Below are 24,139 nucleotides of genomic sequence, written 5' to 3'. Positions count from 1 at the left end.
GGGCAGGTCCGGGCGAGTGGGTCGATGATTTGCTATCCGGATCCGATTGTCCCGGTGTCGGCGTATGCGAGTGAGCGCGCATTGCTGCCGACCCAGTCGTCCCCGACGAACAGAATCCTCACGCGGCGCCCTCCTCGCGCATCAGCACCACCGCTGGACTCGTTGCCGCGGGCATCATGCGTTCGCGCACGATCAAGGTACGGACCCGGACGAGATACCAGATGGCCGTGCTGAATTCGACGAGCACACTGCCGTAGACGAGTGTCCAGACCGAATGAGTCCGAAAGGCAATGAACAGTGCGACGCCCGCGACACAGGTGCCGAGCACCGCGCCGATGAGTACGCCGGTGGTGTCCTGCCGAACCGGTAGCAGCGCCGTGGTGACGAAGGAGGTGATCGTGGTGGCGGGCAGCATGAAGATCTCGACCCGCAACAGCCCGATGGCTCCGGTGAATTCATCGCCGAAGGCCAACCGGATCAACAGCGGCGCGGCCAGCCAGACGGCGACGGCGGCGACGGTGGCGACGCAGATACAGGCCGCCAGCGCAAGCAGGTCGTGCCGCCAGAATCGGTGATCGCTGCTGCGCCTTGCCATCCGGGCCATCAACGCGAAACCGATGGGATCCACAGTGGATTGGATCGCACGCACGAGCCGGTCGCCCGCTGAGTAGAGACCGAGCGAAACCGTATCCAGCACCGCCGAATACACCGCGGCCGCACCCTGACCGTAGGTCGTGACAAGGACGCGGGATGTGAGAACCGGTGCGCCCGTGCGCAATACGGTCCTGATATGGCGCGGCCGGGCGGGTGTGCCGAAGGTGCGCAGCGAATCCCACCAGGTCAGCGCCACAGTGGGCACGGACGATATCAGCAGGCATAGCAGTGCGAGTTGCGCGCTGGGCATGCGGGGAAGCAGGCCGACGAGCAGGATCAGATACCCGATCCGCCCGACCGCCTGATAGGCGGTCGAGGCTCCGAACCGGCCCTGTCCGATCAGCAGCCAATCCTCCGAGACCGACCAGAATCCGCCCGCGAACAGACCCAACAGGATCATGTCCACCTGCGCCGGCGCACTCGCGGCCAGACTCAGCAGCAGCGCGATCCCGATGACGCCGAGGGTGGTCGCGCGGATGGCCAGATAATCGCCGCGCAGCTGATTGATGATCAGCAGTCGCGCGTCCTCGTCGTCGCGTTCGCGCGAATCGTGCACCCGGGCGGCCAGGAATGAGGTGATGCCGAGATCGACCAGCAGCGAGCCGATGAAATACGACGACATGCCGATCGCCAGCAGACCGAGACCATGCGCGCCAAGCACCCGCGCGATCAGCGGAACCGTGACGATCGTGATGACGTACTGCCCGTACTTACCGAAGGTGACGTAGCCGATATCGCGCAGTACCCCGCCGAGGCCGTGCGATCGGTGCAGGCCGCCGCCGGGCCCGCCGCGTTCGTTCCTGCGGTGCGCTCCGCCGGTGGCGGTCGGTGTCGGTGGCTCGGTGGGCTGGCCTGCGGCATGTTTGTGTTCAGACATGCGGAGTCCGTTCTCGCGGATTCTGCTGTGCCGCCGCGCCTTTGCGTTGGGGTTCGAGAAAGCCTGTCGCGGTTGCACTCTGGCCGCCGGGATCGCGCGCAGTAGCACGTCCCGGCCCTTCCACGGTGGCAGCCTGCCGACGGCGACGACGACCATTTCGTTGGATGCGCACTGTGCGGCGCGCTCGTTGTCCCCGGTGAATTCCACGCCCGGATAGACATCGGCACCCAGTTCGCGCGCGGTCGCACCGACCGCCGAGCTCAGTCGCACCGGGGCAATGAATCCGGCGACCAGCCGCACCGGCCCGGATCCGATGGTCATGGCGCGGCTGTCGAATGCACCACGCACGACGCGGGTCTCGACTCCGCGTGCCCGCATGCGTTCGACCATCGGGCCGTCCTCCGTATAGATCTGAGCGGCATCGATGAGCCCCGACTCGCGCAGCGCGGCAAGCAACCGCAGCGTCGACAGTTCCGCGCCCGACGGCGCCGCGGTATGCGCGAGAAAGAGGCCCTTGGTCGTCCTCGATGGGGTCATCGCCTTAATTCCTGATACATCGTGAGATGGCGCTCCGCTGTGACATCCCACGAGAAAGTTTCCGCATGCGTGCGACATTGTTCGGGCGTCGGCAGCGCATCGCCGAGTCCGGCCACGATCCGAGCGCCCAGTTCCTCGGCGTCCCGGGCGGGCACGATCGGCGAAGAATCCAGTCCACGAACCGAATCCGGCAGGCCATCGCAGTCGCTAGCGGTAATCGAACAGATTAGGCTGACCGGCCCTATAACGAGCGGCATCCATTTGACGGAACGGTTCGAAAGCGGGAATCGAATCGCGAGTGAAGAGTTGGGCGCGGGCGGCGGGGGAGTCGGAGGCGTCCAGGAGTGCGTTCACCGCGGTGCGGCCCGCCTCGTTCGCGCCCTCCATGGTCGCCAAATCGAAATTGGTCCGCACGTAGTCGGCGGCCAGGAACAGATTCGGGATCTGCGTGTGCGCGGTCGGTCGATCGGCCCACGATCCGATCGTATTCACAAGCAGCGGTTCGTCATTCGTATTCTGTCCGTCCGCCCACTCGATGCCGGGATCGAGCATCCACTCGCGGACGATGCCGTCCTTCAACTGGATTCGGCCGTCGTCGTTCAGCGCGGCCGTCATCTGCGCCCAGGTTTCCTGGTAGATCTCGTCGCGGGTGCATTGCTTGGCGGTCTTGCCGAACAGAATGCCCGGGGTATCCCAGTCGGCGATATCTATGGTGAGCCCGTCCACGATCGATCCGTCACCGTATTTCGCGGCGTAATCGACATTCCAGAACGCTCGCTGAGTATAGGAGGTCAGTCGCCATGGCGCGTCGAGATAGATGTTGTATCCGTTGCCGAGATCCAGCCTTTCGCTGACGAACATCTGCATGCCGTTCATCCAGTCGACGGTCAGCGCATCCATTCGGCCGAGTGCCGGATCCAGTTCACGGATTTCCGGTGACCACAGCCGTCGCGCCCGGTCGGTCGGCACCGCGCAGACATACCAATCCGCGTCGAACACCTCGGTGCCGCCATTCGGGCGCCGAATGCGCGCACCGCCGATACGGCCGTCGGCTACCACGAATTCCTCGAGCGCGTGACCGGGCCGGAACTTCACACCCATGCCCTCCAGTAGCGAAATCCACGGATCCAGCCAGGCCTCGTTGGTCGGTCCGTTGAGCACCTCGTAGACCTTCGGGCCGCCGGTCAGTTCCTGCAGCAGTGCGATGAAGAAGCCCTCCATCATGTTGCCCATGGTCCTGGTGCTGGCCGCATATTCCTTGGCCGCCACCAGCGCTCGGGTCAGACCCGTGGCGGCGAGTGCCTGGAACTGCGCGGATCTGCTCGCCGCACCGACATAATCCCACCAGCTCACATGCTCCCACTGGCCGAAGCGACGCTCCTCGCTCGACGTCAGATAAGTGACGACCCGCCCGGCCATATACATGGCCTCCGGCAGCGGAACGAGATTGTTCTTCATGAACACCTCGACCAGGATGCGCTGCAGCCCCTCCGGGGTAAGCGCCTGCGCGGGATCGAAATAGAACCCGAACATCAGCGGGAAGCCGTCGGGCATATTGCCCGAGCGCGGATAGTGCGGATCGCTCACCGAGAATGGAATCAGATTGTCGTACACCGACTTTCGGGAACCTGGCAACGGAATGCGGCGCATCGTGTCGTGCACGTGGTGATAGAACGAAGTGAATCCGCGCGCGCCGTGCTCGCCGGGTAGCGGCGCGCGGCCGCCGATTCCGGTGCCCGGCAACGGAATCGTGCGGGACTTTCCGCCGAGTTCCTTGCGATCGAAAACTGTTACCGCGAAGCCGCGTTCGGCCAGTTCATGTGCCGCGGTGAGACCGCCGATGCCCGCGCCGAGGACCGCGACGGTATTGCGCGACGGGCCATTTCGGCGTCGCGGCCTCGGCTCGGCCCCCGCGATTCCGGTCGATGTCGCCAATCCCGCGGTGCCCGCCGCCGCCGCGCCGCGTAGCAGCGAGCGTCTGCTGATCTGGTTGTCCCGATGCTGAGTTGTCACTGCACGACCCCTAATTCTGACTATCTCGATCGTCATATTTATCAGATCGCGGGTCGGGATGGGAGACAATGCGAACATGACGATGCAGCGACGCCCGGTGCGGACCTATGGCGGGATCGGCGCGGAGGACCGAGTCGCGGCGCGACGCGGCAAACTCCTGGAAGCCGGGCTGGAGCTGTTCGGTACGCGCGGATATTCGGCGACCGGCGTCAAGGATCTGTGTCGCGCGGCGGGATTGACCGACCGGTACTTCTACGAATCCTTCGCCGGTACCAAGGATCTGTTCGCGGCGGTATTCGACCATGTCATCGACGAGTTGTTCGCGGCCGTCGCCACGGCGGTCGAGGCGACCAAGCCGCGCGGGACGCGCAAACTGCGGGCCGGGATCGGCACATATCTCACCGCATTGGTCGAGGACCCGCGCAAGCTGCGCATCGTTTTCGTCGAACCCACCTCCGCCGGTGCCGAATATCGGATGCGCGAGGCGCTGTGGCGCTTCGCCCGATTGGTCGCGGCCACGGCCACCGAGGCGCGGCCGGATGTTCAGCCGCGCGCGGAGATCATCGATATCTTCGCGCTGTCGGTGGTCGGGATGCTGGAGCGGGTGATCGTGGAGAAGCAGGGCGGTCGGTTGGACGTGCCGATGGACAATCTCATCGACTATTGCGCGGCCTTCGCCGGAGCCTCGTTGCGTGCGGTCTACAGCGGCGAGATCGCCGAGCGGACAACGGATTAGCCGGCTGGCCCACTTCGATTGGGTGGGGTAGATTTCACATCGAGTCCGTGCCGGGCGCGGACCGACCCGCGGGGGACCAGCGGGAGGGATCAGGACAGTGGGGACCAAGGGGTCTGTGGCCGAGCGCATCGATATCGTCGAACGTGAGATCCGGGTGCTCGTCGAGAACGGCGAGTACTGGCTGCGCAATCGTGGCGATATCGCCATGATGGTGATCACCGTCGAGCGCATCCGTGCGCATTGGCCGCGGGCGCGCATCGGTGTGCTGACCCATCAGCCCGGCGTGCTGCGGGCTCTGGTGCCGGAGGCCGAGCCGATCTGTGGGCCCGATTGGCGTTGGGGATCACACGGTTGGCAAGCATTGTTATCGCATTCCGCGGCCACGAAAGTGGTTGGCCCGGCGGCATTGTGGTGGCGGGCGAGCACGGACGGACCGAAGGACAGGCTGCGGGCCATCCGCGCACGTGCACGCGGCGCGACCGATGACGCCGAGGTGCATCCGGTGGCACCGGAACTCGAATTCCCGGTGGAGATTCCGGCGGCGGTGGAACAGGCCTCGCTGGTGCTCGCGATCGGCGGCGGCTATCTGACCGATGTCGACCGATATCAGGCGCACCGCACCCTCGATCTGCTCGAATACGCCTCCGCGCGCGCCATTCCGACCGCGCTGATCGGTCAGGGCATGGGACCCATGCGCGATCCCTATCTGGTCCGCCGGGCCGAGGAGGTACTGCCGAAGGTCGATTTCGTCGCGCTGCGCGAAGGACGGCGCGGACCGGGGCTGCTCGATACATTCGGTGTCGAATCGGACCGCGTGCTGGTCACCGGTGACGATGCGGTCGAATTCGCCTATCGCAGTCGCAATGCCAGGATCGGCACGGAGATCGGCGTATGCCTGCGGGTCGCGGACTATGCCCAGGTCAGCCCCGAAGCCCAGGGCATTGTCGGAAAGGTGATGCGCACCCGCGCCGCGGAATTGGATGCCGGGCTGGTGCCGCTGATCATTTCCGAATACGCCTCCGAGGACCGGCTTTCGACACTGCCGCTGCTGGCGGGGGCGGATAAAGCGCTTCCCCCGGTCGGTCGTGCTGGCACACCGGCGGATGTGGCCCGGCAGGTCGGGCGGTGTCGGGTATTGGTGACCAGTGCCTATCATCTGGCGGTCTTCGCGCTGTCGCAGGGAATCCCGGCCGTCGGCATTACCGCCTCGGAGTATTACGACGACAAATTCCACGGGCTCGCGCAGATGTTCGGCACCGGACTTCGCGTGGTGCATCTGAACGATCCCGAACTGGAACAGGAATTGACCGTGGCGCTGGACGAGCTGTGGGACGATGCACCCGCGCTACGGGATCCGCTGCAACAGCGGGCCGTCGAACAGATCGACGCGGGCCGCAGTGGTTTGGCACGGGTATTCGGATTGGTGGAAAACGGACCGGTTCGGCCGGTCCCGCGAGCAGGGGGATGACCTGGTTCACCGTGGCGATGTGCTGGCCGGGGATGCCCGCCTGGCCAGGGCCGCATTAACCGCCTGCGTGTGCGCACGGTAGCCACCCTCCGCAACCGCCCGGATTTGTTGGCTGACATCTGAACTGGCCGTTTCACAGAACTGGCGATGCGGTGAATCCCGAATCGGCAACCTAAAGAGACTGTTAACTAATCCGTTGCGGACGCGCGCAGTGCGGCGAGTCGAAGTAGACAGTTGCTGGGGACTCGCGGCAGGAAGCGTTGGTGTGGATGGTTATTGATCATGTCTCGCGAGGCGCATCGCTATCGAGCACACTGCCGGACGAGCGCGGGCGCTTCGGTGAGTTCGGCGGCAGGTATGTTCCCGAAGGGCTGATGGCGGCGCTGCTGGAGTTGGAACAGACCTATGCGCTGGCGCGGGCCGATGCCGGATTCCGTGACGAACTGCGCGAATTGCTGCGCACCCGGGTCGGCCGTCCGACGTTGCTGCATCAAGTGCCGCGCTTCGCCGAGTTGCTCGCGGTGCCGGGCGTGCGGGTGTATCTGAAACGCGAGGATATGACGCACACCGGCGCGCACAAGATCAATAACGCACTCGGCCAGGGTCTGCTGGCCAAGCGGATGGGCAAGACGCGGATCATCGCCGAGACCGGTGCCGGTCAGCACGGAGTCGCGGTGGCGACCGTCTGCGCGATGCTCGGCATGACGTGCGTCATCTATATGGGCGCGCACGATATGCGCCGCCAGGCTTCCAATGTGATGCGGATGACGCTGCTCGGCGCGCAGGTGCGTCCGGTGGAGACCGGCAATCGCCGACTCAAGGAGGCCATCAGCGAATCGGTGCGCGATTGGGTGGCGAACCTCGACACCACGCACTACCTGTTCGGTACCTCGGCGGGCCCCGCACCTTATCCGATGATCGTGCGCGATCTGCAGACCGTCATCGGCCGCGAGACTCGACTGCAGATCCTGAAATCCGAAGGCCGCCTACCGGACTACCTCGTGGCGTGTGTCGGCGGCGGCAGCAATGCCATCGGCCTTTTCCATCCCTTCGTCGATGAACCGCAGGTCCAGTTGATCGGTGTCGAGGCGGCGGGCCTCGGTGTCGAAACCGGTGATCACGCGGCGACCCTCAGCGCGGGAAGTCCCGGCGAAATGGACGGCGCCTACAGCTATCTGCTGCAGGACGACGACGGACAGGTCACGCCGACGCACAGCATCGCCGCCGGGCTGGACTATCCGGGCGTCGGCCCGGAACTCAGCTATCTCAAGGACACCGGTCGCGTCACCTACCGCACCGCCACCGACGCCGTTGCCCTGCGAGGTCTGGAAGCCCTCACCCGCACCGAAGGCATCATTCCCGCCCTCGAATCCGCCCACGCCGTCGGCTATATTCTCGAACTGGCCGAGCGCGGTGGGCTACCCGCCGATTCGATCGTGGTAGTCGGCCTTTCCGGTCGCGGCGACAAGGATCTGGCCATCGCGGCGGAGCGACTGGCCGGATAGGCGATTCGCGGATCGGCTCCGCCATGTCAGGATGACCGAATGACGAACGGGGCGAACCGAATTGTCGAGCAAACGGTCGAACTGATGATGGACTACGGCCAGTTCTGCATAGACGGCGGTTTCGGTGATCCGGATGCCGAACTCGACCTCCTCGATCAGGCATTCGCGCAGCGTCCGTGCGCGGGCGACGGTACCGCACTGCTCGTGCTGAGCCCGCATCAGAACAACTTCGAGATGTCGATCACGGTGCAGGTGTGGGATGGTAGGCCGCCGAACGATCGCGATGACTGGCAGCAGGTCTGCGAGGCTCGGCTCGGCGTGGATTCCGATGGAGCGCTGAGTATTTCGTCACCGCCGGGCTACTGGGCCGACGCGTGTCCGGTTGCGCCCGGCGAGTATCTGATCGAAGTCAGCGGCCGTGGGTTCGTGAGCTACGGATGGCCGGGGACCACGACGCCCGGTGATATCTGGCGGATCCGGTTGTGGCCCGACGACGGTGGTGATCTCCTGCCGCACCGGCAGTGGGATATGCCCGGATACGGCATTCCGGAAAATGTGCCGATATCTGAAGGAACCACGGCGGCGGATTTCGTGGACGAGGACTGGGTTGTCCTCATGGACTCCACCGGTTCCCAACGCGTCCGGGCCACTGACCTGGAGGCTGAGATCGCGCGCACGGAATGGGGTGGCGAACCGATACCGGAACTGCGCGAACACTTTACGGCCGCGGAGCTGGCCCGCTTCGACCGCCCGCTCGCCGAGGCGATCGCCGCCATGGATGAGCCGACCCTGCGGCAGCTGGCTCGACGGTGCGCGGTCAAGGCCTGCGAATTGGCTGGCATCGCCGAAAGGCCCTGGGTGGCAGCGGCATTGACGGCATTGAGCGAAGGGCGACCGCTACCCGCGCCGTTCCATGACATGGCAACCGCCTTCGCGCGGCTGGACGCGGAGGAGTTCGGACCTGCCGAGGACAGCTCGCGGCAGCTTGTCGCGACTTTCGGCGCGTCGAGGCGTTCCCAGACGAATCCCTTCGATATCGGTCCGGTGCATCGCCCCCACTTCGCATTGAGCGTCATCGAGCACGCGATGGATCCGGACGCGTTGACCGCGGCGATAGATGCGCTGCATACCGCCGCGGTCACCTTCGGTGCCGATGCCCCGGTGTTATTCGCCGAAATCGGTAGTGAGTTCGGCTCGGCCAGCCGACCGAAGCAGGGCTGACTCCTCGGCGAGAACCTTTACCGTGTCGCGAATCTGGTCCTCGGTGTGACACGCCGTAACGAAGAAGCGCAGGCGGGCAAGGTTTTCCGGGACCGCAGGGTAGAGAATCGGGTTGACATTGATGCCGCGGCGCAGCAGCGCGTTCGACAGTGTCAGCGTCCGCATCGAGTCGCCGATGATGCACGGGATGATCGAGGTGTCCGCACTGTCGCCGGTGTCGATACCGGCGTCGCGGGCCAGGCGCAGGAACAGCTCTGCGTTGCGCCGCAGCCGATCCAGCGGTGTGCGGTCGGCACGCAGTTGGCGGATCGCCGCCGCCGAGGCGGCCGCATTCATCGGGGTCATGCCGACGCTGTAGACGAATCCCGGCGTGGTGTATTTGAGGAAGCGGATCAATTCGGCACTGCCCGCTACATAGCCGCCGCACCCGGCCAGTGCCTTCGACATGGTGCCGGACCATAATTCGACATCGTCGCGATCGACGCCGAAATATTCGCCGATCCCGCCACCGCCGGCGCCGAGCACACCGATGCTGTGCGCCTCATCGATCATCAGCAGCGCCTGATGCTTGCGCTTGACCTCGATGATCGCGGGCAGATCCGGAATGTCGCCGTCCTGGCTGTATACGCCCTCGATGAGGATCAGCACGCGGCGGTACTGGTGCCGGATCTCGGTCAGCAGCCGGTCGAGTGCCGCATGGTCGTTGTGCGGGAACGGCCGCCGCGTCGCGCCGGACAGTTTGCAGCCCTGCAGGATGCTGTCGTGCGCCAGGCTGTCGTGGATCACCAGATCCTCTGGGCCGACGATATGGCCGATGATCGTGACATTCGTCGAATGCCCGCCGACGAGTGCCATCGCATCCTCGGTGCCGAGCAGACCGGCGAGTTCGGCCTCCAGTTCGCGGTGCACCGGCTTCTCACCGGAGAGCACACGGCTGGCCGAACACGAACTGCCGTAGCGGGCGACCGAATCCTGCACCGCCGCCACGACCGCCGGATGACCGGACAGGCCCAGGTAGTTGTAGCTGGAGAAGTTGAGCACCGGCGCGCCGTCGATCACCGAGGTGTCCCGGGTGACGCCGTCGTTGACCAGGAAGTACGGATTCGACAGCCCGAGCGCCTCGGCGCCGGAGAGCCGATCGGCGATGGCCCGCACCTCGGCGAATTCGGAGATCCGATACTCCGGTGTCACGGCGACGCCTTCGGGTTCGGGCGCGGGCGCACCGGTGACCTGAGCCGCGACATAGCCGATGACATCACCCAGTGTCGTCGCCGCCGTGAACCAACTCGGATCGATCCTCAGTCCGGGAAGTTTGCGGACGAGTCCGCCGAACAGGTCGGTGAGCATGATCGAATCGAGTCCCAGGCCATCGGTGATCGTCTGGTCGTCCCGCAGTCGGTCGGCCGGGAAGCCGCTGACCCTGGCCATCTCCGCGCGAACCATGCCAGCGACCGCCTCCGGGGCGACGGCCGTCCGCTCGATATCCGGCAGCGGCGTCCGGATCTCGGTGGATGCCGTTGCGACACTGGCCAATACGGCGGCCTGCTCGCGGAAGAGTGCGATCAATTGATCCATAGTGGTTGTTGCCTCGGGGGGTGTGGAAGTCGTTGTGTGGGTGCGCGGTTCGAGCCAGAATCGGTGTGCGGTCGAGAATTCGTAGGTGGGTAGGCGGCGACGGACTCGTTGCGCCGGTCGGTAGAGCTGATCCCAATCGGGGGTGAAACCGTCGCGGTACAGCGCGGCAAGGGTTTGCGCGAATTCGGTGCCGGTCGCTCCCGGTCCCGGGCTCGGTACCAGGCAGCGCGGTGTCATCTCGGGCCGTATCCGGCTGACCAGTGCGGTGAGGATCCGGCGCGGACCGATCTCGATGAGATGGCTGGGTTGGGTGCCGAGCGCGGTCTCGACGGCGTCGGCAAAACGTACTGTGGCACTGATGTGTTCGGTCCAGTACGTGGCATCCATCGTCTCGGACTCATCGAGCAGGCGGCCGTGCACGGTCGAATAGATGGGCAGGCTCGGTGCCCGGTACCTGCAACTGCGGGCGACGGCCTCGAATTCGGCCAGCATCGGTTCCATCAGTGGACTGTGGAACGCATGGGACACGTTGAGCGCCTTGGTAGTCACCCCGCGCGCCTCGAGCGTGACCCGGATCTGGTCGAGTGCTGTGGTTGGACCGGAAAGCACGAGTTCCGCGCCCGCGTTGACGGCGGCTATCGAGACCATGGGTTCGTCCGCGATAAGATCGGCGACCGCGTCCTCGTCGGCGCGCACGGCGAGCATCGCGCCGCCCTCGGGCAACCGCTGCATCAGCCGACCGCGCGCGACCACCAGCCGACAGGCGTCGTCGAGGTCGAAAACTCCCGCGACGGCCGCGGCAGCGAATTCGCCGATGCTGTGCCCGATGAGCCATGCGGGCCGCACACCCGTGTCGGCGAGTGACCGGGCGAGTGCGTATTCCATCGCGAAAATGGCGGGTTGGGCCAGTTCGGTGCGGTCGATATCGGTGCTCGCATCGAGCAGCAGGTCGCGCACCGATCGATCCAGGTATTCGATCATGCAATCGTCGACCGCCCACAGGGCATGCTGGAACGAGGGGTTCGCCGCCTCCAATGCCCTTGCCATGCCAGCGAATTGCGAGCCCTGACCGGTGAACATCCAACCGGTGCGGACCGCTTGTGCCACACCGACTTCCGGCTCGCCCCGCAGGCGTGCGACAGCCTCGGCACGATCGGCCGCGACGATCGCGAGTCGAGTGCGACCGGAAGATTTGACCTGGTTGCTTGTCCAGCACAGTTGCGCGAATCGGTCCTCCGGTACCGTCGCCAATGCGTCGGCTAGACGAAGTGCGTTGCGCCGCAACCCGTCCTGGTCATTCGACGACAGCGTGAGCACGCCGACACCGGACGCCGCCGGAGCCGCCTGCGCGGGTGCGCTGGCCAGCACGATGTGCGCATTCGTGCCGCCGATCCCGAAGCTGCTGACGCCGCCGAGCGCCGGTCCATGCAGTGGCATCGGTTCCGCGACCAGGCGCAGACCGTGCTGAGTCATCCGCAGTCGAGGGTTTTCCTGCTCGGCGAATCTCGTCGGCGCGACCACACCGTGGTGCAGACCGAGCGCGACCTTGATCAGTCCGGCGACGCCCGCGGCACCCTCGGTATGGCCGAGATTGCCCTTGATCGAGCCGATGCCGCAGGGCTCCGCGCGGTTCGACCCGTGCAGTGCGCCGAGCGCCTTGACCTCGATCATGTCACCGAGAATCGTTCCGGTGCCGTGCGCTTCGATGAAGTCCACGTCCTGCGGCCGTACTCCAGCTCGCTGATACGCCTCGGCGATGACCTGCTGCTGTGCCCACCGGTTCGGCGCGGTGATGCCGTTGCTGCGGCCATCGGAGTTGACCGCACTGCCCTTGATCACGGCGTAGACCGGCAGACCTTCGGCCACCGCATCGGCCAGACGCCGCAGCACGAGCACGGCGACACCCTCACCGCGCACGATGCCATCGGCGTTGCCGCTGAACGGTTTGCAGCGGGCATCGGGCGCGGACAAGCCCGCCTGGGTATAGAACACACCGACGGCCGGGGTCAGCACGAGGTTCACGCCACCGGCGACCGCCTGATCGCATTCGCCGGAAGCCAGTGCGGCACAGGCGAGATGGACCGAGACAAGCGATGACGAACAGGCGGTGTCGACCGCCATACTGGGACCGCGCAGATCGAGCTGATAGGACAGCCGATTCGCGGTCATGAAATAGCCGTTGCCCGAGCCGTGCTGCGGCGTGATCGCGGCGTAATCGCTCATCTGCAGATTCGCCCACTCGTTGGCCATCACACCGACGAAAACGCCAGTGCGCGAACCGTTCTGTGCGCGCGGATCGAGCGTGGCGTCCTCGAAGGCGCGCCAGGTCGCCTGCAGCAGCAGGCGCTGTTGCGGATCCATCGCCTCGGCCTCACGCGGTGCGATGCCGAAGAATTCGTGGTCGAACGCGTCCGCGTCGTCGAGGAAACCGCCGCTGCGGGTATTGATGGTGCCGGGCGCACCGGCTGGATCGTGGAAGTCGTCGGCGTGCCAGCGGTTCGCGGGCACCTCCGAGATCGCATCTCGTCCGTCGAGCAGTAACCGCCACAGTGCGGCCGGATCGGGGGCATGCGGGAATCGGCAGTCGAGGCCGACGATGGCGATATCGGTCATGCGGCTTCGGCGAGTTCGGCGGTCAGGTAGTCGGCGATATCGGCGATGGTGGGGTAGTCGAAGACCATGGTCGGGTCGAGATCGAGCGGCCACCGGTCCTCGATTTCACCGCACAGGCTCACGGCCGATACGGAGTCCATGCCGAGTTCGGCGAGCGGGGTTGTCGGATCCACCTCGTGCGGGGCACGGTTGGTGTAGTCGGCGACGCGGGCCACGAGCCAGTACTCGATGGTCCTCGGGCGGGTTGCTGTGGTGGTGAACAAATTCGACTCCTGATTCAGACGGTCAGTGCTCGGCTCAGTGCCGGTTCGAGGTCCTCGTGCAGTACGCCCTCTATGCGGTTCTGGAGGAAGGCCTCGCGCATCGAGCCGCGCTGCACCTTGCCGCTGGTGGTGCGATGCACCGCTCGGCGCTCTACCAGCACGACATTCGGTGCGGGCACATCGAAGCCGCGGGCGACGGCGATCTTGATCGACGAGATCAGCTCGGCCAGCGTCGCCGCACCGAGCCGTGCGGGCTGCACGCCCTGCACCACGACCATTCGCTCTCGCCCGCCCGCGTCCACGGCGACGGCCACACCGACACTGTCGGTGAGCGCGGGATGCAGCTCTTGCACCAGTTCTTCGACATCCTGGGGATAGACATTGCGGCCGTTGATGATCAGCAGGTCCTTGCGGCGACCCGTGACGAACAACTCGTTGTCGCGCAGCAGACCGAGGTCACCGGTGCGCAGGAATGGTCCCTCGGTGCCGATATGGGCGTCGAAGGTCTCCACGGTTTCGGCCGGACGGTTCCAATAGCCCGCGGCGACACTGTCACCGCGGATCCAGATTTCACCGACCGTGTTGTCCGGCAACTGCTCTCGCGTGTCCGGGTCGACGATGCGGATATCGAGACCGCGGGCGGGCGAACCGCAGCCGACGATCCGGGCGCCGTTTTCGAAGTCCAGGTAGACCGGTGCCGCGTCGACCGCTCCGACGCTGGCCAGCAACGTCACTTCGGCAAGGCCGTACGCGGGCAGCAATGCCGTTGGCCGCAGACCGGCTGGCGCGAACCGCTCGACCATCGCCGTCATGGTCTGTTCGCGGACCGGCTCCGCTCCGCACATCGCCATCGTCAGGGTGCTGAGATCGAGGTCGGCCAATTGCTCGTCGGTCACCCGCCGGACGACCAGGTCATACGCGAAATTCGGTGCGGCAGTGATGGTTGCGCGGTATTTGTCGATGGTCTGCAGCCAGCGGACCGGACGCTTCAGGAAGGTCGTCGGCGCCATGAATACGAGATTCCCGCCGCCGTACACCACCGCGAGCAGCACGCCGATCAGCCCCATATCGTGAAACTGGGGGATCCAGCTGACGGCGGTCGTCGAATCATCCAGTCCGATCGCCATGATGGCGGCCTCGTTGTGCACGAGGTTGCCGTGCGTCACGACGACACCCTTCGGCGTGCCCGTCGAACCCGATGTGTACTGCAGGAAGGCGATCGTTCCGGAATCGATGTCGGGCATACGCCAGGCGTCGGGATCGCCGAGCGGATCGTCGGTGGCGACGACGGTCGCGGTGATGGACGCCGCGACGAGCGGTTCCACATCGGCGCTGGTGAGCACCAGCTGGGCACCGGAGTCCGCGATTATGCCGCGAACCCGCTCCGCGCTGCGCTCGTAGTGCGGCAGCGGCGCGGGCACGGCCACGACACCGGCGTACAGACAACCGAGAAAAGCCCGTAGAAAGGCCATGCCGTCCTGATAGAGCAGCACGACCGGCTGCGCGGCTTCCGGACGTGTCGCCAACCAAGCGGCCACCGCCCTGGCACCGCGATCGAGTTCGCGGTAGGTGACGACCTCCTCGACCAGCTCGCGTCCGGCTTCGCGCAGGTAGGTGTAGGACCGGGTGTCCCCGTATTCGCAGATCTGCCGCCGGACGTGATGGACGTAGGTCGGCTGCATAGCTGGGATTCCTCCAGGGGATCGGGAGCGGGAACACGGATAACTTTCCGGTGTTCGCGGCCCGGAGAACAGGAACCTCAGGGATCGCCCAGCAAACCCGAGGGTGAGCAATTCTCACCCTCGGGTGCCCACAGCAGTGTGGCGCCCGAAAAACTCAGCTCGGGCGCCGTGCCGGGAATTCGGCGGCGAGTTCGGCGAATACCACGGAATTCAGCGCGAAGGCCCGCTGCCCCTCGTCGAGCACCCGGCGGCGTTCGAGGTCGTCGAGGCGCAATCGGTCGAGCAGCCCGCGGTATTCGCGTTTGAACGCCGCCGGATTGCCGAGCGCGTCGAAGACGTAGAAGCGCACACCGTCGCCGCGATGCGGGAGGTTCCACAACTTCTCGGCGGTGCCCCGGATGACCTGGCCGCCGGAGAGGTCGCCGAGATAGCGGGTGTAGTGGTGCGCGATGTACCCGGCGGGCCACTCGCGGGCGCATTCGTCGATGCGCGCGGCGTAGGCGGCCGTGGCGGGCAGCGCTTGCAGGGCATCGCGCCAGTCGGGTCCGATGAGGTGGGCGAGGTCGCATTCCAGCTCCGCGGTCCTGGCCAGTTCGGGACGGATGAACGGACCCGCGATCGGATCGTCGGCCAGGGCATCCCAGCGGTCTTCCAAGGCGCGATAGATGAACCAGAGTTGGGCGGTGTAGCGGTGGTAGGAGTCGATACCGAGTTCGCCGCCGAGCATGTCACTGATGAACGAGGAGTTCTCCGCCTCTTCGTGCTGCCGTGCGGTGGCGGTGCGGATTGCCGTGGAGAACGGGACGGTATCCGACATTTCCGAACCACCTCACTGATGCCGACGGGGTGGGCTTCGGGCACCCTGACCAATCCGTATAACCATACCGGCTGCTCCTGGTAGCTATCTGTGCATCATGATCGACGGCCGGATTCGCGACGATGCGGGTGGCGCGGCAATCGGCGTCGGTGCACGATGACCGGCCGGCGGATCGAACCGAATCGGCTCAGTATCCGCGGCCTGCGCACGGTGCGGTCGAACCACTCGCCGAGGGTGACGCCCGCGGCCAGCGCACAGCCGACGCCGACCGCGGCGAGCACCTGGTTGCCTCCGATCAACAGTTCGTCGTTGAGCAGGGCATAGAGCCCGCGATATACCTTCAGACCGGGCAGCAGCGGGGTGATGCCCGCGAGCGCGACGACCAGCGGGGGAGTCAGCGCTCGGCGCGCCATCAGACCACCGGCCAGACCGACCAGCGTCGCGGCGACCGCGGAGGAGATCACCGGACCGAAGCCCAGATGCTGTACGAGCAGAAAACAGATCGTGCCCGCCGCACCGCCGAACGCGGCCGCGGCGAGCGCGCGGCGTTCGGCGTAGCAGGCGAGTGCGAACGCCAGCGCGGCCACCGCACCGGCCGCGATCTTGATCGGCAGATCGGTGATATCGCGGCTCGAGGTCAGATAGACCGGTGGGATCGTGGCGCCGAGGATATCGCCGATCCGCAGTGCCATCGCGATGCCGGCGATAATGCCGCCGGTCATCATCATGACCTCGAGCATGCGGGCGGTCGCGGTGATCGGCGCGCCGGTTATCGCGTCCTGCACCGCGCCGACCAGCTGCAACCCACTGAGCAGCACGGTGATTCCGGCGGCGATGACCAGTGTCGGGTCGACATCGATATGCAGCGTTGCCGCCAGAGTGGCCAGCAGCAGCGCCGGTGTCGCCGCGACCGCGCCGCCCACCACATGCTGGAAGAAGAACGGCAGACCGTAGCGATTCAGCACGCGATTGACGCGGTCGATGGCCAGGGTGGTGCCGAAGCTGACCGCGGCGACCAGCCAGCCGCCGCCGAGCAGCGCCGCGATCGATGCGGCGAGCAGCGACCAGCCGAAGGTGGCGACCCAGCGGTGGTACGGATGCGGCGCGGAGGTGATCGCGTCCAGGCGGGCGCGCGCGTCCACGGGTGGGACGACCTCATGGCGGATGCGGCGGGTGAGCCGGTCGACCGCGGCGAGGCGGGTGAGGTCAAGTGAGCGATATTTGACCACCCGCATGGTGCTGGCGGGCGGGAGCAGCGGACCGCGGTCGGCCCAGATCCTGATCGCGTCATAGGTGACGTCGATATCGCAGCGGGCCAGACCGTAGGTGGCGGCGATGAAGCGCACCTGGCTCATCGTGTCGTTGACCCCCGTACCGGAGGCGAGCACCACCTCGCCCACCCGCACGGCCAGATCGAGCACCTCGGCGACGCGGGCGTCGTCGGTGAGATCGATCGGCTGCAGCGGCGTCGGCGCGGCGACGATGTGGTCGGCGGTGGCCGGACGGTCGGCGACCAACATGTCGACCGCCTGTTTGACGACCGGAACGCGGGGCGCTCGCAGGAAGCGCAATCGCGGCCGCCTGGCAGCTTGATCGCCCGGGGCGGTGTCGTCTCCTCCTGGAAATGTGTCCGGACCCATGAGCGCGACCGTAGTCAACCGAGGCCCGGGTTCGCATCTGTGGTGGTCCGAGGGACCGTCTCGAGGGCTGGACGGTTGTCCGGACACTTGGTCGAAGCCGCCATAAGTGATAGAACTTGTTCTAATTCGCAGATGGGAGCGTGCACGGTGCGGTACGGAATTGTGTTGTTCACCAGTGACCGGGGCATTACGCCCGCCGATGCGGCCGCGGCCGCCGAACAAGCCGGATTCGACGCCTTCTACGTGCCCGAGCACACCCATATCCCGGTGGTTCGGGCGGCGGCGCATCCGCGCACCGGGGATGCGAGCCTGCCCGACGACCGATATCTGCGCACGCTTGACCCGTGGGTCGCGCTGGCCACGGCGGCGGCGGTCACCAGCCGGATCACACTGTCCACCGCGGTCGCCCTGCCCGCCGAACACCATCCGATCACCCTGGCCAAGACCCTCGCCTCGCTGGATCATCTGTCCGGCGGCCGGGTCAGCCTCGGCGTCGGTTTCGGTTGGAATACCGACGAAATGGCGCACCACGGAGTGCCCGCGAATAAGCGCAGGACGGTATTGCGCGAACATCTGGATGCCATGCGCGCGTTGTGGTCGGAAGAGGAGGCCAGCTTCGCGGGGCAATTCGTGAATTTCGGGCCGAGTTGGTCCTGGCCCAAGCCGGTGCAGAAACGGATTCCGGTGATTCTCGGTGCGGCCGGGACCGAGCAGTCGTTCACCTGGCTGGCCAAGAACGCCAACGGCTGGCTTACCACTCCCACCGAGGACGGCCTCGGGGCGAAGATCGAACTGCTGCATCGGGTTTGGCGCGAACACGAGCGCGAGGGCAGCCCGGAGATCATCGCACTGGCCGGACGTCACGATGCGGCGCAGCTAGCGCAATGGGCCGAATCGGGTGTCACCGAGGCGGTTTTCGGCCTGCCGGATCGCGATGCCGATGACGTGCGCGCCTATCTCACCCGCCTGGCCGGGAAGCTGGGTCTCGAAGCTGCCCGCTGACACCGAGGGGTGTCAGCGGGCTTTCCGCTAGCCGCGTCGCCTGCGTGCCAACAGTAATCCGATCAGCACACCGGCCACGCCGATGATCGCAACACCGATCACAGCGATCGCGATCAAGCCGATCGACGAATCCGATTCGGACGCCCTCGATTCCGCCACCGCGGGCGCCGCACCGGGCGTGCGGCTCGTCGGCGTCTTCACCCCGGTGGAATTCTCGCCGAAGACGCCATCGCCGATGCTGCTCGCGTACGTCGGACCGCTCTCCTTGGTATCGGTGACGGTGAGATCCAATTGCACCGACACCGGGCGGTTTTCGCCCTGTTCGAAGGTCGACCCGAGTTTGACGGCGATGTAGTACCAACCGGCCACCGCCTCCCGCCGTGACTCCAACTGGTCGGCCTTGCGGTTGTTGTACCGAATCGGCACGGTGGCTATCGCCTTATTCGCCGGAAGTACACCCTCGGTGCCGGTATAGGCCGAGAAGTCGGAATCGATCTCTTCGCGGATCGGACTGTAGAGGCTGGTCCGGATATTGGAGAGATTGTCGAGTCCGCGACCGCCGTTGGCCCCGAACCGAACTCGATACGCCAGGCCCTGACCCCAGTCCAATCTGACGCGATAGAACACGAATTCACCCGGCTGCAGCGTATCGGTGTAGCGACCGCTGCCCGACAGCGCGCCGGCCACGGTGAACGATGACCCGCCGGATACGGGTGTACCCCCACCGCTGGGTTCGACGAAGGTCGTCGGCGGTGCGACGGCAACCGGACCGGCGCCGGTCACCGCAGGTTCGATACCGACCATCAGTTCGACCGGAAGTCGTTCCGGCACACCGGCGGATACCTTCTCCCAGGTCAATTGGAAGTAGTAGCGGCCGCCACCTTTGCATTTATCGGAGCCGCTGTTGCCCTTGCGTTCCTTGGTCGCACCGTCGAAGGCCTTGGCCACCGTGAGTGCGGCGCCGTCGCTGGATTTGGTGGAGAGTTCGGATTCGAAGACATTGCAGTCCTCGCCGTCCGCACCGAAGATCCGCATCTGCAGCGTGTTCAGATCATCGGTCGGGGAGATATCACGCAGTCGCGGAAAGGAAAGGGTGCCACTGAAATACGCCGTCGCACCCGCCGGGACATCGACGGCCCAATACCGCTTTTCCCGCTGTCCGATGGTGTCCAGATACTGGCCCGGGGCGGCGACCGGCGCCGCGCCGTAGGTGGGTGCGCCGGTGATCGGTATGCCGACGGCCTGGTAATTGCGCAGGGCGGCCGACGATATGCGCGGCAGCGTACGTTCGAGTGCGGGACCGTCGGCGGCATCGCTGTAGGTACCGCCGGTGGCCTGCGCCATGCAGGTCAGCTGGGCGCGGGCCTTGGCGTCGACGGCGAATCCGATGGTGTGCACGATGAGATCGAGCCCCTGCTTTTTCAATTCGCGGGCGACCTCACACGGTTCGGGCGGGGAGCAGGTGTCGTCGCCGTCGGAGACCAGGACGATCGAGCGCGGTCCCGATTTCGGCAGGGTCTCGGCAGCCTGGCGCAATGCGGTGCCCATCGGCGTCCAGCCACTGGCCTTGATTCCATCGACCGCGCTGGTCAACGCGTTCCGGTCCAGGGTTTCGGGTTTGTGCAGTACCCGGACGTCACGGCAGCCGGATGCCTTCTCCGCCTCGGTATTTCCCGTGTTCGTGCCGTAAACGGTCAGTCCCACTTTGGATTCCGCGGGCGCCGAGTCGACGAAGTTTCGCACGGCATTCTTGGCCGCATCCATCATGGTGCCCGCCGGATCGGGGCGCTGCATGGAGCCGGATGCGTCCAGAATGAGCATGGTCGGCGCATACTGCGGATTGTCCGGACTCTGCTGTGCCTGTGCGGGCAACGCCGCCACGGCCAGTCCGATCAAGCCCGCAGCAGCGGCCGCGGTGAGTCGGGTGAAGCTTCGGGTCATCCTCGACATATGCCTCGTCTGCTTATTTCGCTTTGGTAACGGAGCAGACGTTACCCACAGCTGGGGGGTGTTCCCATTGGTGAAAGGGGCACTGGCAGGCTGGACTGCGCTGCACTTCACCCACGGCGCGTGACCCGATCGTCTATCGCGACGGTCTCGGGCGTCGGCCTTGTTCGGTAAGACGCTGGGCATCTCGACCGCACCGGACCGACCCGGTGCGGACTCGCACCGCATGGCGGCCGCTCGGAGACCGAGGATATCGAAAAGCGCCCCGCAACGAGCGGTGAAACTCGTTGCGGGGCGCTGGTTTCAGAATCTCAGCGCAGATCGCGGCGACGAAAGCCCACGATCCCGGCCCCGAGCAGTACCACCACGATCCCGAGCAGCCACAGGATCGGCGTGGCCTCGAAGGATGAGCCGGGCAGCTTCGGCGGATGCGCGAAGGGAACCAGGTCGCGGACCCACTGCGGGAGTCCGTCGAGTGCGCCGATGACGAAGATGATGATCATCGTGCTCAGCACGCCCCAGGCGGCCGGCGTGTAGCGGGGCGCGAGCCCGTAGATCGCCACCGTGATCGCGGTGAGCACCCACACCGCGGGCAGTTGCACCGCCGCGGCGCCGAGGCAGTCGCCCAGCTTGCCCGCCAGATCGCCGTCGGAGATGCCGTAGATGACTCCGACCGCCGATCCCGCGAGGAACAACAGCACCACCGGTCCGAGCAGCGCGATACCGATATGGCTGAGCGCGTAGCGTTCTCGGCTCACCGAACCGGCCAGCGTGGCCTCGGCGCGCTGGCTGGACTCCTCCTCGTGCAGCCGCAGGACCGCGGAGATGGAGTAGGCCGACGCCGCGATGGCCAGCATGCCGAGCGCGAAGGTGATGAACGAATTCTGCAGCACGTCGGTGCCGCCCATCCGGTTGATCACATCGCGGACCTGCTTGCTGTTGTCGAGCATATCGCCGACGCTGTTGATTGCGCCGCCCATCAACGAGCCGTAGAGCAGGAAACCGATGGACCAGGCCAGCAGCGAGCCGCGTTGCAGCCGCCAAGCCAGTCCCGATGGACCCGCGAGTGTGGCGGCCGCGACCGGCGCGCCGGGGCGCTCGGCGAGCAGGCCCGAGCCCGTATCACGTTGCCGCAGAAGCATATATGCGGCAGCAGTGGTCGCAATGGCGACGATGAGCAGCGGAATCAGCACCCACCAGCGCTCATCGGCGTACGGCCGCATATTGATACACCAGCCGAGCGGTGAAAACCACGTCAGCACACCGTTTCCGGCATCGCCCACCGCGCGCAGCGCGAAGGCGGTACCGAGTGCGCCGAATGCCACCCCGCGCGCCACCCGCGCACCCACGCTCACCTGTGCCGCGACGGCGGCGACACCGGCCCAGGCGAGACCGGAGCCGCCGAGGGTCGCGCCATAGGCCAGCGAACCGGCGGCGGGCAGGTCACTGCCGTACAGCGCGAGCGCACTCAGGATGGCGACGATCAGACAGCCGGTCGCCGTCATGATCATGGCGGCGGTCAGCCCGGCATAGCGGCCGATGCTGGTGGCCCCGACCAACTCCGCGCGACCGGACTCCTCCTCGACCCGGGTGTGCCGGATGACGGTGAGGATCGTCGCGATCGCGATCATCGCATAGAACGGTCCGGCCTTCCACAGTCCGACCGAGCCGAGATCGGTGCTGAAGACCGGCCCGTACATGGCAACGAGCGCGGGGCTTTCCATCACCGACCTCGCCGCGTGATCGAGGTCGGCCTGTGTGGTGTAAACGGCCTTGGCGCTGCTGACATAGAAGGCGGGCAGCAGTCCGAAAGCGAAAACCCAGAGTGGCAATACGATTCGGTCGCGACGCAGGAACAGTCTCAGTAATTGGGCGGTACCGGCGAAGTCGGCCGACCCGCGCGCAGCGTAATGCCTACCGCCTGCGGTTACGGTCGTCATGATCCCACCTTCTCCATGGTCGCCCTCGCCTGCTCGGACGCCGCCCCATCGACGTGGTAATGCCGCATGAACAGCTCCTCCAGCGTCGGTGGCGCACTGGTGAGGCTGCGCACACCGGTATCGCCGAGGACCCGGATCAGCTCGCCGAGATGTTCACCCTCCACCTGGCAGCGCAGGGTCGACCCGTCGAGTTCGATGTCCTCGACCCCCGGGATCCGGCTGAGATCGCCTGGGTCGCCGAGCAATTCGGCGGTGATGGAGGTCCGCGACAGGTGCCGCATATCCGACAGCGATCCGCTCTCCACGGTACGTCCGGCTCGGATAATGGTCACTCGGTCACACAGCACCTCCACCTCGGACAGGATGTGACTCGACAGCAGAACCGTGGTGCCGCGCTGATTTGCCTCCTCGACGCATTCGCGAAAAACCTGTTCCATCAACGGATCCAGGCCCGAGGTCGGTTCATCGAGCAGTAGCAGGCGCACATCTGAAGCGAGCGCGGAGATCAGGGCGACCTTCTGCCGGTTGCCCTTGGAGTAGGTGCGGGCCTTCTTGCGCGGATCCAGATCGAACCGCTCGATCAATTCGGCACGGCGCTGCGTATTGACGTCCCCGCGCATTCTGGCAAGTAGGTCGATGGTTTCCCCGCCCGATAACGACGGCCATAGCGTGACATCGCCTGGTACATAAGCGATTTCGCGGTGCAGCTCGACCGCATCGGTCCACGGATCGCGCCCGAGCAGGCGGACCTCGCCGGAGCTGGCCCGCAGGATGCCGAGCAGGATGCGGATGGTGGTCGACTTACCCGCGCCGTTCGGGCCGAGGAAGCCGTGGATTTCGCCCTCGCTGACCGCGAGATCCAGCCCACTGAGGGCGGCGAAGTGGCCGAAGTTCTTGTGCAGATCGCGAACTTCGATGATGTCGGACATCAGGTCTCCTTGGTAAGGGTGTCCAAGATCGTTGGGTCGGTCAGGAATCCCTGGGTATAGAGCTCCGCGGCGGGCAGCATGAAATCCTCGGTCAAGCTCCGAACGAGCTTGCGGTAGTCGAGCTTTTCGCCGCGGTTTTCCAGCAGGGTGAAGTACAGAACGGTCGCGCCGACATTGACAGTCGTCAGATATCTGGCCCGCGCGGCCGGATCACGGCTCGGCTTGATGGTGCCCGCCTCGACGCCTGCCTGGATGTACTCTTCGGCATCCGAGATCATGTGCTCGAGCAGTGACTGGGCCAACGGCCCGCCCGCCTGCAGGCTGCGCACCATGTAGGCGACCAGCGGGCCGTATGCCTCGATCTCGGACATCGCGTCGAGCATGCTTTTCGCGACGTTCGTCTCGGTGGCGGCCTTCCATTTCTGGTCCCGGATCAACTCGAGCACCCGCTCGTCGCAGGCGGCGCGCAGGCCGTCCTTGGAGCCGAAGTGATGGTTGACCAGTCCGGGGGATACACCGGCCGCTGCGGCGATCGCGCGCACTCCGACCTGGAATCCGTTGTCACCGAACACCTCGATCGCGATATCGCGAATGCGGGCTGCGGTGTTGAGATCCGAATTCGGGGTCGGCGTCACGCGTCGTCTCCTAGCTTGGCGGGTCCTTGCGATACGGCTCTCTGGTTGAACACATGTTTAGTATATTAAACACGTGTTCAACGGT

The 24,139-nt window shown here is 65.8% G+C and carries 16 protein-coding genes and 1 pseudogene; 5 read left to right on the top strand and 12 right to left on the bottom strand.

All coding sequences use genetic code 11. From position 1 onward, the window contains the following. Window positions 1-118: 118 nt before the first annotated feature. From ACQP1T_RS23220 to ACQP1T_RS23210, 3 genes and pseudogenes are all read right to left on the bottom strand, one after another. Window positions 119-1,531 (bottom strand): lipopolysaccharide biosynthesis protein, encoded by a 1,413-nt coding sequence (locus ACQP1T_RS23220; RefSeq protein ID WP_433762328.1) that lies wholly within the window; start codon window positions 1,529-1,531, stop codon window positions 119-121. Between the two features lie 533 nt (window positions 1,532-2,064). After that, window positions 2,065-2,277, bottom strand: a pseudogene (locus ACQP1T_RS23215) (glycosyltransferase); the annotation flags it as partial. Then, the gene (locus ACQP1T_RS23210; RefSeq protein ID WP_433755135.1) at window positions 2,276-4,081 is read right to left on the bottom strand and encodes a hydroxysqualene dehydroxylase; all 1,806 of its coding nucleotides are present in this window, start codon (window positions 4,079-4,081) and stop codon (window positions 2,276-2,278) included. The gene ACQP1T_RS23210 and the pseudogene ACQP1T_RS23215, both read right to left, overlap by 2 nt. A 76-nt stretch (window positions 4,082-4,157) precedes the next feature. Between ACQP1T_RS23210 and ACQP1T_RS23205 the strand changes: the two genes are divergently transcribed. The 4 genes from ACQP1T_RS23205 (at window position 4,158) to ACQP1T_RS23190 (ending at window position 9,011) form a co-directional block, all read left to right on the top strand. Continuing rightward, on the top strand, window positions 4,158-4,817 hold the full coding sequence (locus ACQP1T_RS23205) for a TetR/AcrR family transcriptional regulator (protein ID WP_433755134.1): 660 nt from the start codon (window positions 4,158-4,160) through the stop codon (window positions 4,815-4,817). A 97-nt stretch (window positions 4,818-4,914) separates the two neighbouring features. Beyond that, complete coding sequence (locus ACQP1T_RS23200; RefSeq protein ID WP_433755133.1) at window positions 4,915-6,285, top strand: polysaccharide pyruvyl transferase family protein; 1,371 nt, start codon at window positions 4,915-4,917, stop codon at window positions 6,283-6,285. A 269-nt stretch (window positions 6,286-6,554) separates the two neighbouring features. Next, window positions 6,555-7,790 (top strand): tryptophan synthase subunit beta, encoded by a 1,236-nt coding sequence (gene trpB, locus ACQP1T_RS23195; protein WP_433755132.1) that lies wholly within the window; start codon window positions 6,555-6,557, stop codon window positions 7,788-7,790. 39 nt (window positions 7,791-7,829) lie between these two features. Then, window positions 7,830-9,011, top strand: a complete 1,182-nt coding sequence (locus tag ACQP1T_RS23190) for a hypothetical protein (protein WP_433755131.1) — start codon at window positions 7,830-7,832, stop codon at window positions 9,009-9,011. Here the strand turns inward: ACQP1T_RS23190 and ACQP1T_RS23185 are convergent. The 5 genes from ACQP1T_RS23185 to ACQP1T_RS23165 all read right to left on the bottom strand — a co-directional run bounded on the left by ACQP1T_RS23185 (window position 8,955) and on the right by ACQP1T_RS23165 (window position 17,601). Further along, a complete protein-coding gene (locus ACQP1T_RS23185) occupies window positions 8,955-13,199 on the bottom strand; it encodes a type I polyketide synthase (RefSeq protein WP_433755130.1) in 4,245 nt (1,414 codons plus the stop codon). The genes ACQP1T_RS23190 and ACQP1T_RS23185 overlap by 57 nt on opposite strands. Further along, window positions 13,196-13,462, bottom strand: coding sequence for an acyl carrier protein (locus ACQP1T_RS23180; RefSeq protein ID WP_433755129.1), 267 nt, complete (start codon window positions 13,460-13,462; stop codon window positions 13,196-13,198). Before ACQP1T_RS23180 ends, ACQP1T_RS23185 begins: the two co-directional genes overlap by 4 nt. Before the next feature lie 14 nt (window positions 13,463-13,476). After that, the gene (locus ACQP1T_RS23175) at window positions 13,477-15,144 is read right to left on the bottom strand and encodes a fatty acyl-AMP ligase (protein ID WP_433755128.1); all 1,668 of its coding nucleotides are present in this window, start codon (window positions 15,142-15,144) and stop codon (window positions 13,477-13,479) included. A 154-nt stretch (window positions 15,145-15,298) separates the two neighbouring features. After that, complete coding sequence (locus ACQP1T_RS23170; protein WP_433755127.1) at window positions 15,299-15,961, bottom strand: heme oxygenase (biliverdin-producing); 663 nt, start codon at window positions 15,959-15,961, stop codon at window positions 15,299-15,301. A gap of 95 nt (window positions 15,962-16,056) precedes the next feature. Next, window positions 16,057-17,601 carry a threonine/serine ThrE exporter family protein gene (locus ACQP1T_RS23165; protein ID WP_433755125.1) on the bottom strand — a complete coding sequence of 515 codons (1,545 nt, stop codon included), beginning with the start codon at window positions 17,599-17,601 and terminating at the stop codon, window positions 16,057-16,059. Window positions 17,602-17,748: 147 nt separating this feature from the next. On the opposite strand from ACQP1T_RS23165, the gene ACQP1T_RS23160 reads away from it, so the two are divergent. Continuing rightward, window positions 17,749-18,603, top strand: a complete 855-nt coding sequence (locus tag ACQP1T_RS23160) for a TIGR03619 family F420-dependent LLM class oxidoreductase (protein ID WP_433762326.1) — start codon at window positions 17,749-17,751, stop codon at window positions 18,601-18,603. 27 nt (window positions 18,604-18,630) lie between these two features. Here ACQP1T_RS23160 and ACQP1T_RS23155 read toward each other — a convergent pair whose 3' ends face one another. The 4 genes from ACQP1T_RS23155 to ACQP1T_RS23140 form a co-directional block, all read right to left on the bottom strand. Further along, window positions 18,631-20,553, bottom strand: a complete 1,923-nt coding sequence (locus ACQP1T_RS23155) for a VWA domain-containing protein (protein WP_433755124.1) — start codon at window positions 20,551-20,553, stop codon at window positions 18,631-18,633. Between the two features lie 308 nt (window positions 20,554-20,861). Continuing rightward, on the bottom strand, window positions 20,862-22,490 hold the full coding sequence (locus tag ACQP1T_RS23150) for an ABC transporter permease (RefSeq protein ID WP_433755123.1): 1,629 nt from the start codon (window positions 22,488-22,490) through the stop codon (window positions 20,862-20,864). Beyond that, on the bottom strand, window positions 22,487-23,419 hold the full coding sequence (locus ACQP1T_RS23145) for an ABC transporter ATP-binding protein (RefSeq protein ID WP_433755122.1): 933 nt from the start codon (window positions 23,417-23,419) through the stop codon (window positions 22,487-22,489). Before ACQP1T_RS23145 ends, ACQP1T_RS23150 begins: the two co-directional genes overlap by 4 nt. Further along, window positions 23,419-24,054 (bottom strand): TetR family transcriptional regulator, encoded by a 636-nt coding sequence (locus ACQP1T_RS23140; protein WP_433755121.1) that lies wholly within the window; start codon window positions 24,052-24,054, stop codon window positions 23,419-23,421. The genes ACQP1T_RS23145 and ACQP1T_RS23140 overlap by 1 nt, the downstream gene beginning before the upstream one ends. Window positions 24,055-24,139 lie beyond the last annotated feature (85 nt).

Source organism: Nocardia sp. CA-135398 (assembly GCF_050955845.1).
GTDB lineage: Bacteria > Actinomycetota > Actinomycetes > Mycobacteriales > Mycobacteriaceae > Nocardia.
Note: the sequence above shows the minus strand (reverse complement) of the source record. Positions and strands in the feature narration are given on the sequence as shown.

Coding starts and splice junctions, on each gene's coding strand:
- ACQP1T_RS23205 (WP_433755134.1), top strand. CDS start 4,158: ATGACGATGCAGCGACGCCCGGTGCGGACCTATGGCGGGATCGGCGCG.
- ACQP1T_RS23155 (WP_433755124.1), bottom strand. CDS start 20,553: ATGTCGAGGATGACCCGAAGCTTCACCCGACTCACCGCGGCCGCTGCT.
- trpB (WP_433755132.1), top strand. CDS start 6,555: ATGGTTATTGATCATGTCTCGCGAGGCGCATCGCTATCGAGCACACTG.
- ACQP1T_RS23150 (WP_433755123.1), bottom strand. CDS start 22,490: ATGACGACCGTAACCGCAGGCGGTAGGCATTACGCTGCGCGCGGGTCG.
- ACQP1T_RS23220 (WP_433762328.1), bottom strand. CDS start 1,531: ATGTCTGAACACAAACATGCCGCAGGCCAGCCCACCGAGCCACCGACA.
- ACQP1T_RS23165 (WP_433755125.1), bottom strand. CDS start 17,601: ATGGGTCCGGACACATTTCCAGGAGGAGACGACACCGCCCCGGGCGAT.
- ACQP1T_RS23185 (WP_433755130.1), bottom strand. CDS start 13,199: ATGACCGATATCGCCATCGTCGGCCTCGACTGCCGATTCCCGCATGCC.
- ACQP1T_RS23175 (WP_433755128.1), bottom strand. CDS start 15,144: ATGCAGCCGACCTACGTCCATCACGTCCGGCGGCAGATCTGCGAATAC.
- ACQP1T_RS23145 (WP_433755122.1), bottom strand. CDS start 23,419: ATGTCCGACATCATCGAAGTTCGCGATCTGCACAAGAACTTCGGCCAC.
- ACQP1T_RS23190 (WP_433755131.1), top strand. CDS start 7,830: ATGACGAACGGGGCGAACCGAATTGTCGAGCAAACGGTCGAACTGATG.
- ACQP1T_RS23170 (WP_433755127.1), bottom strand. CDS start 15,961: ATGTCGGATACCGTCCCGTTCTCCACGGCAATCCGCACCGCCACCGCA.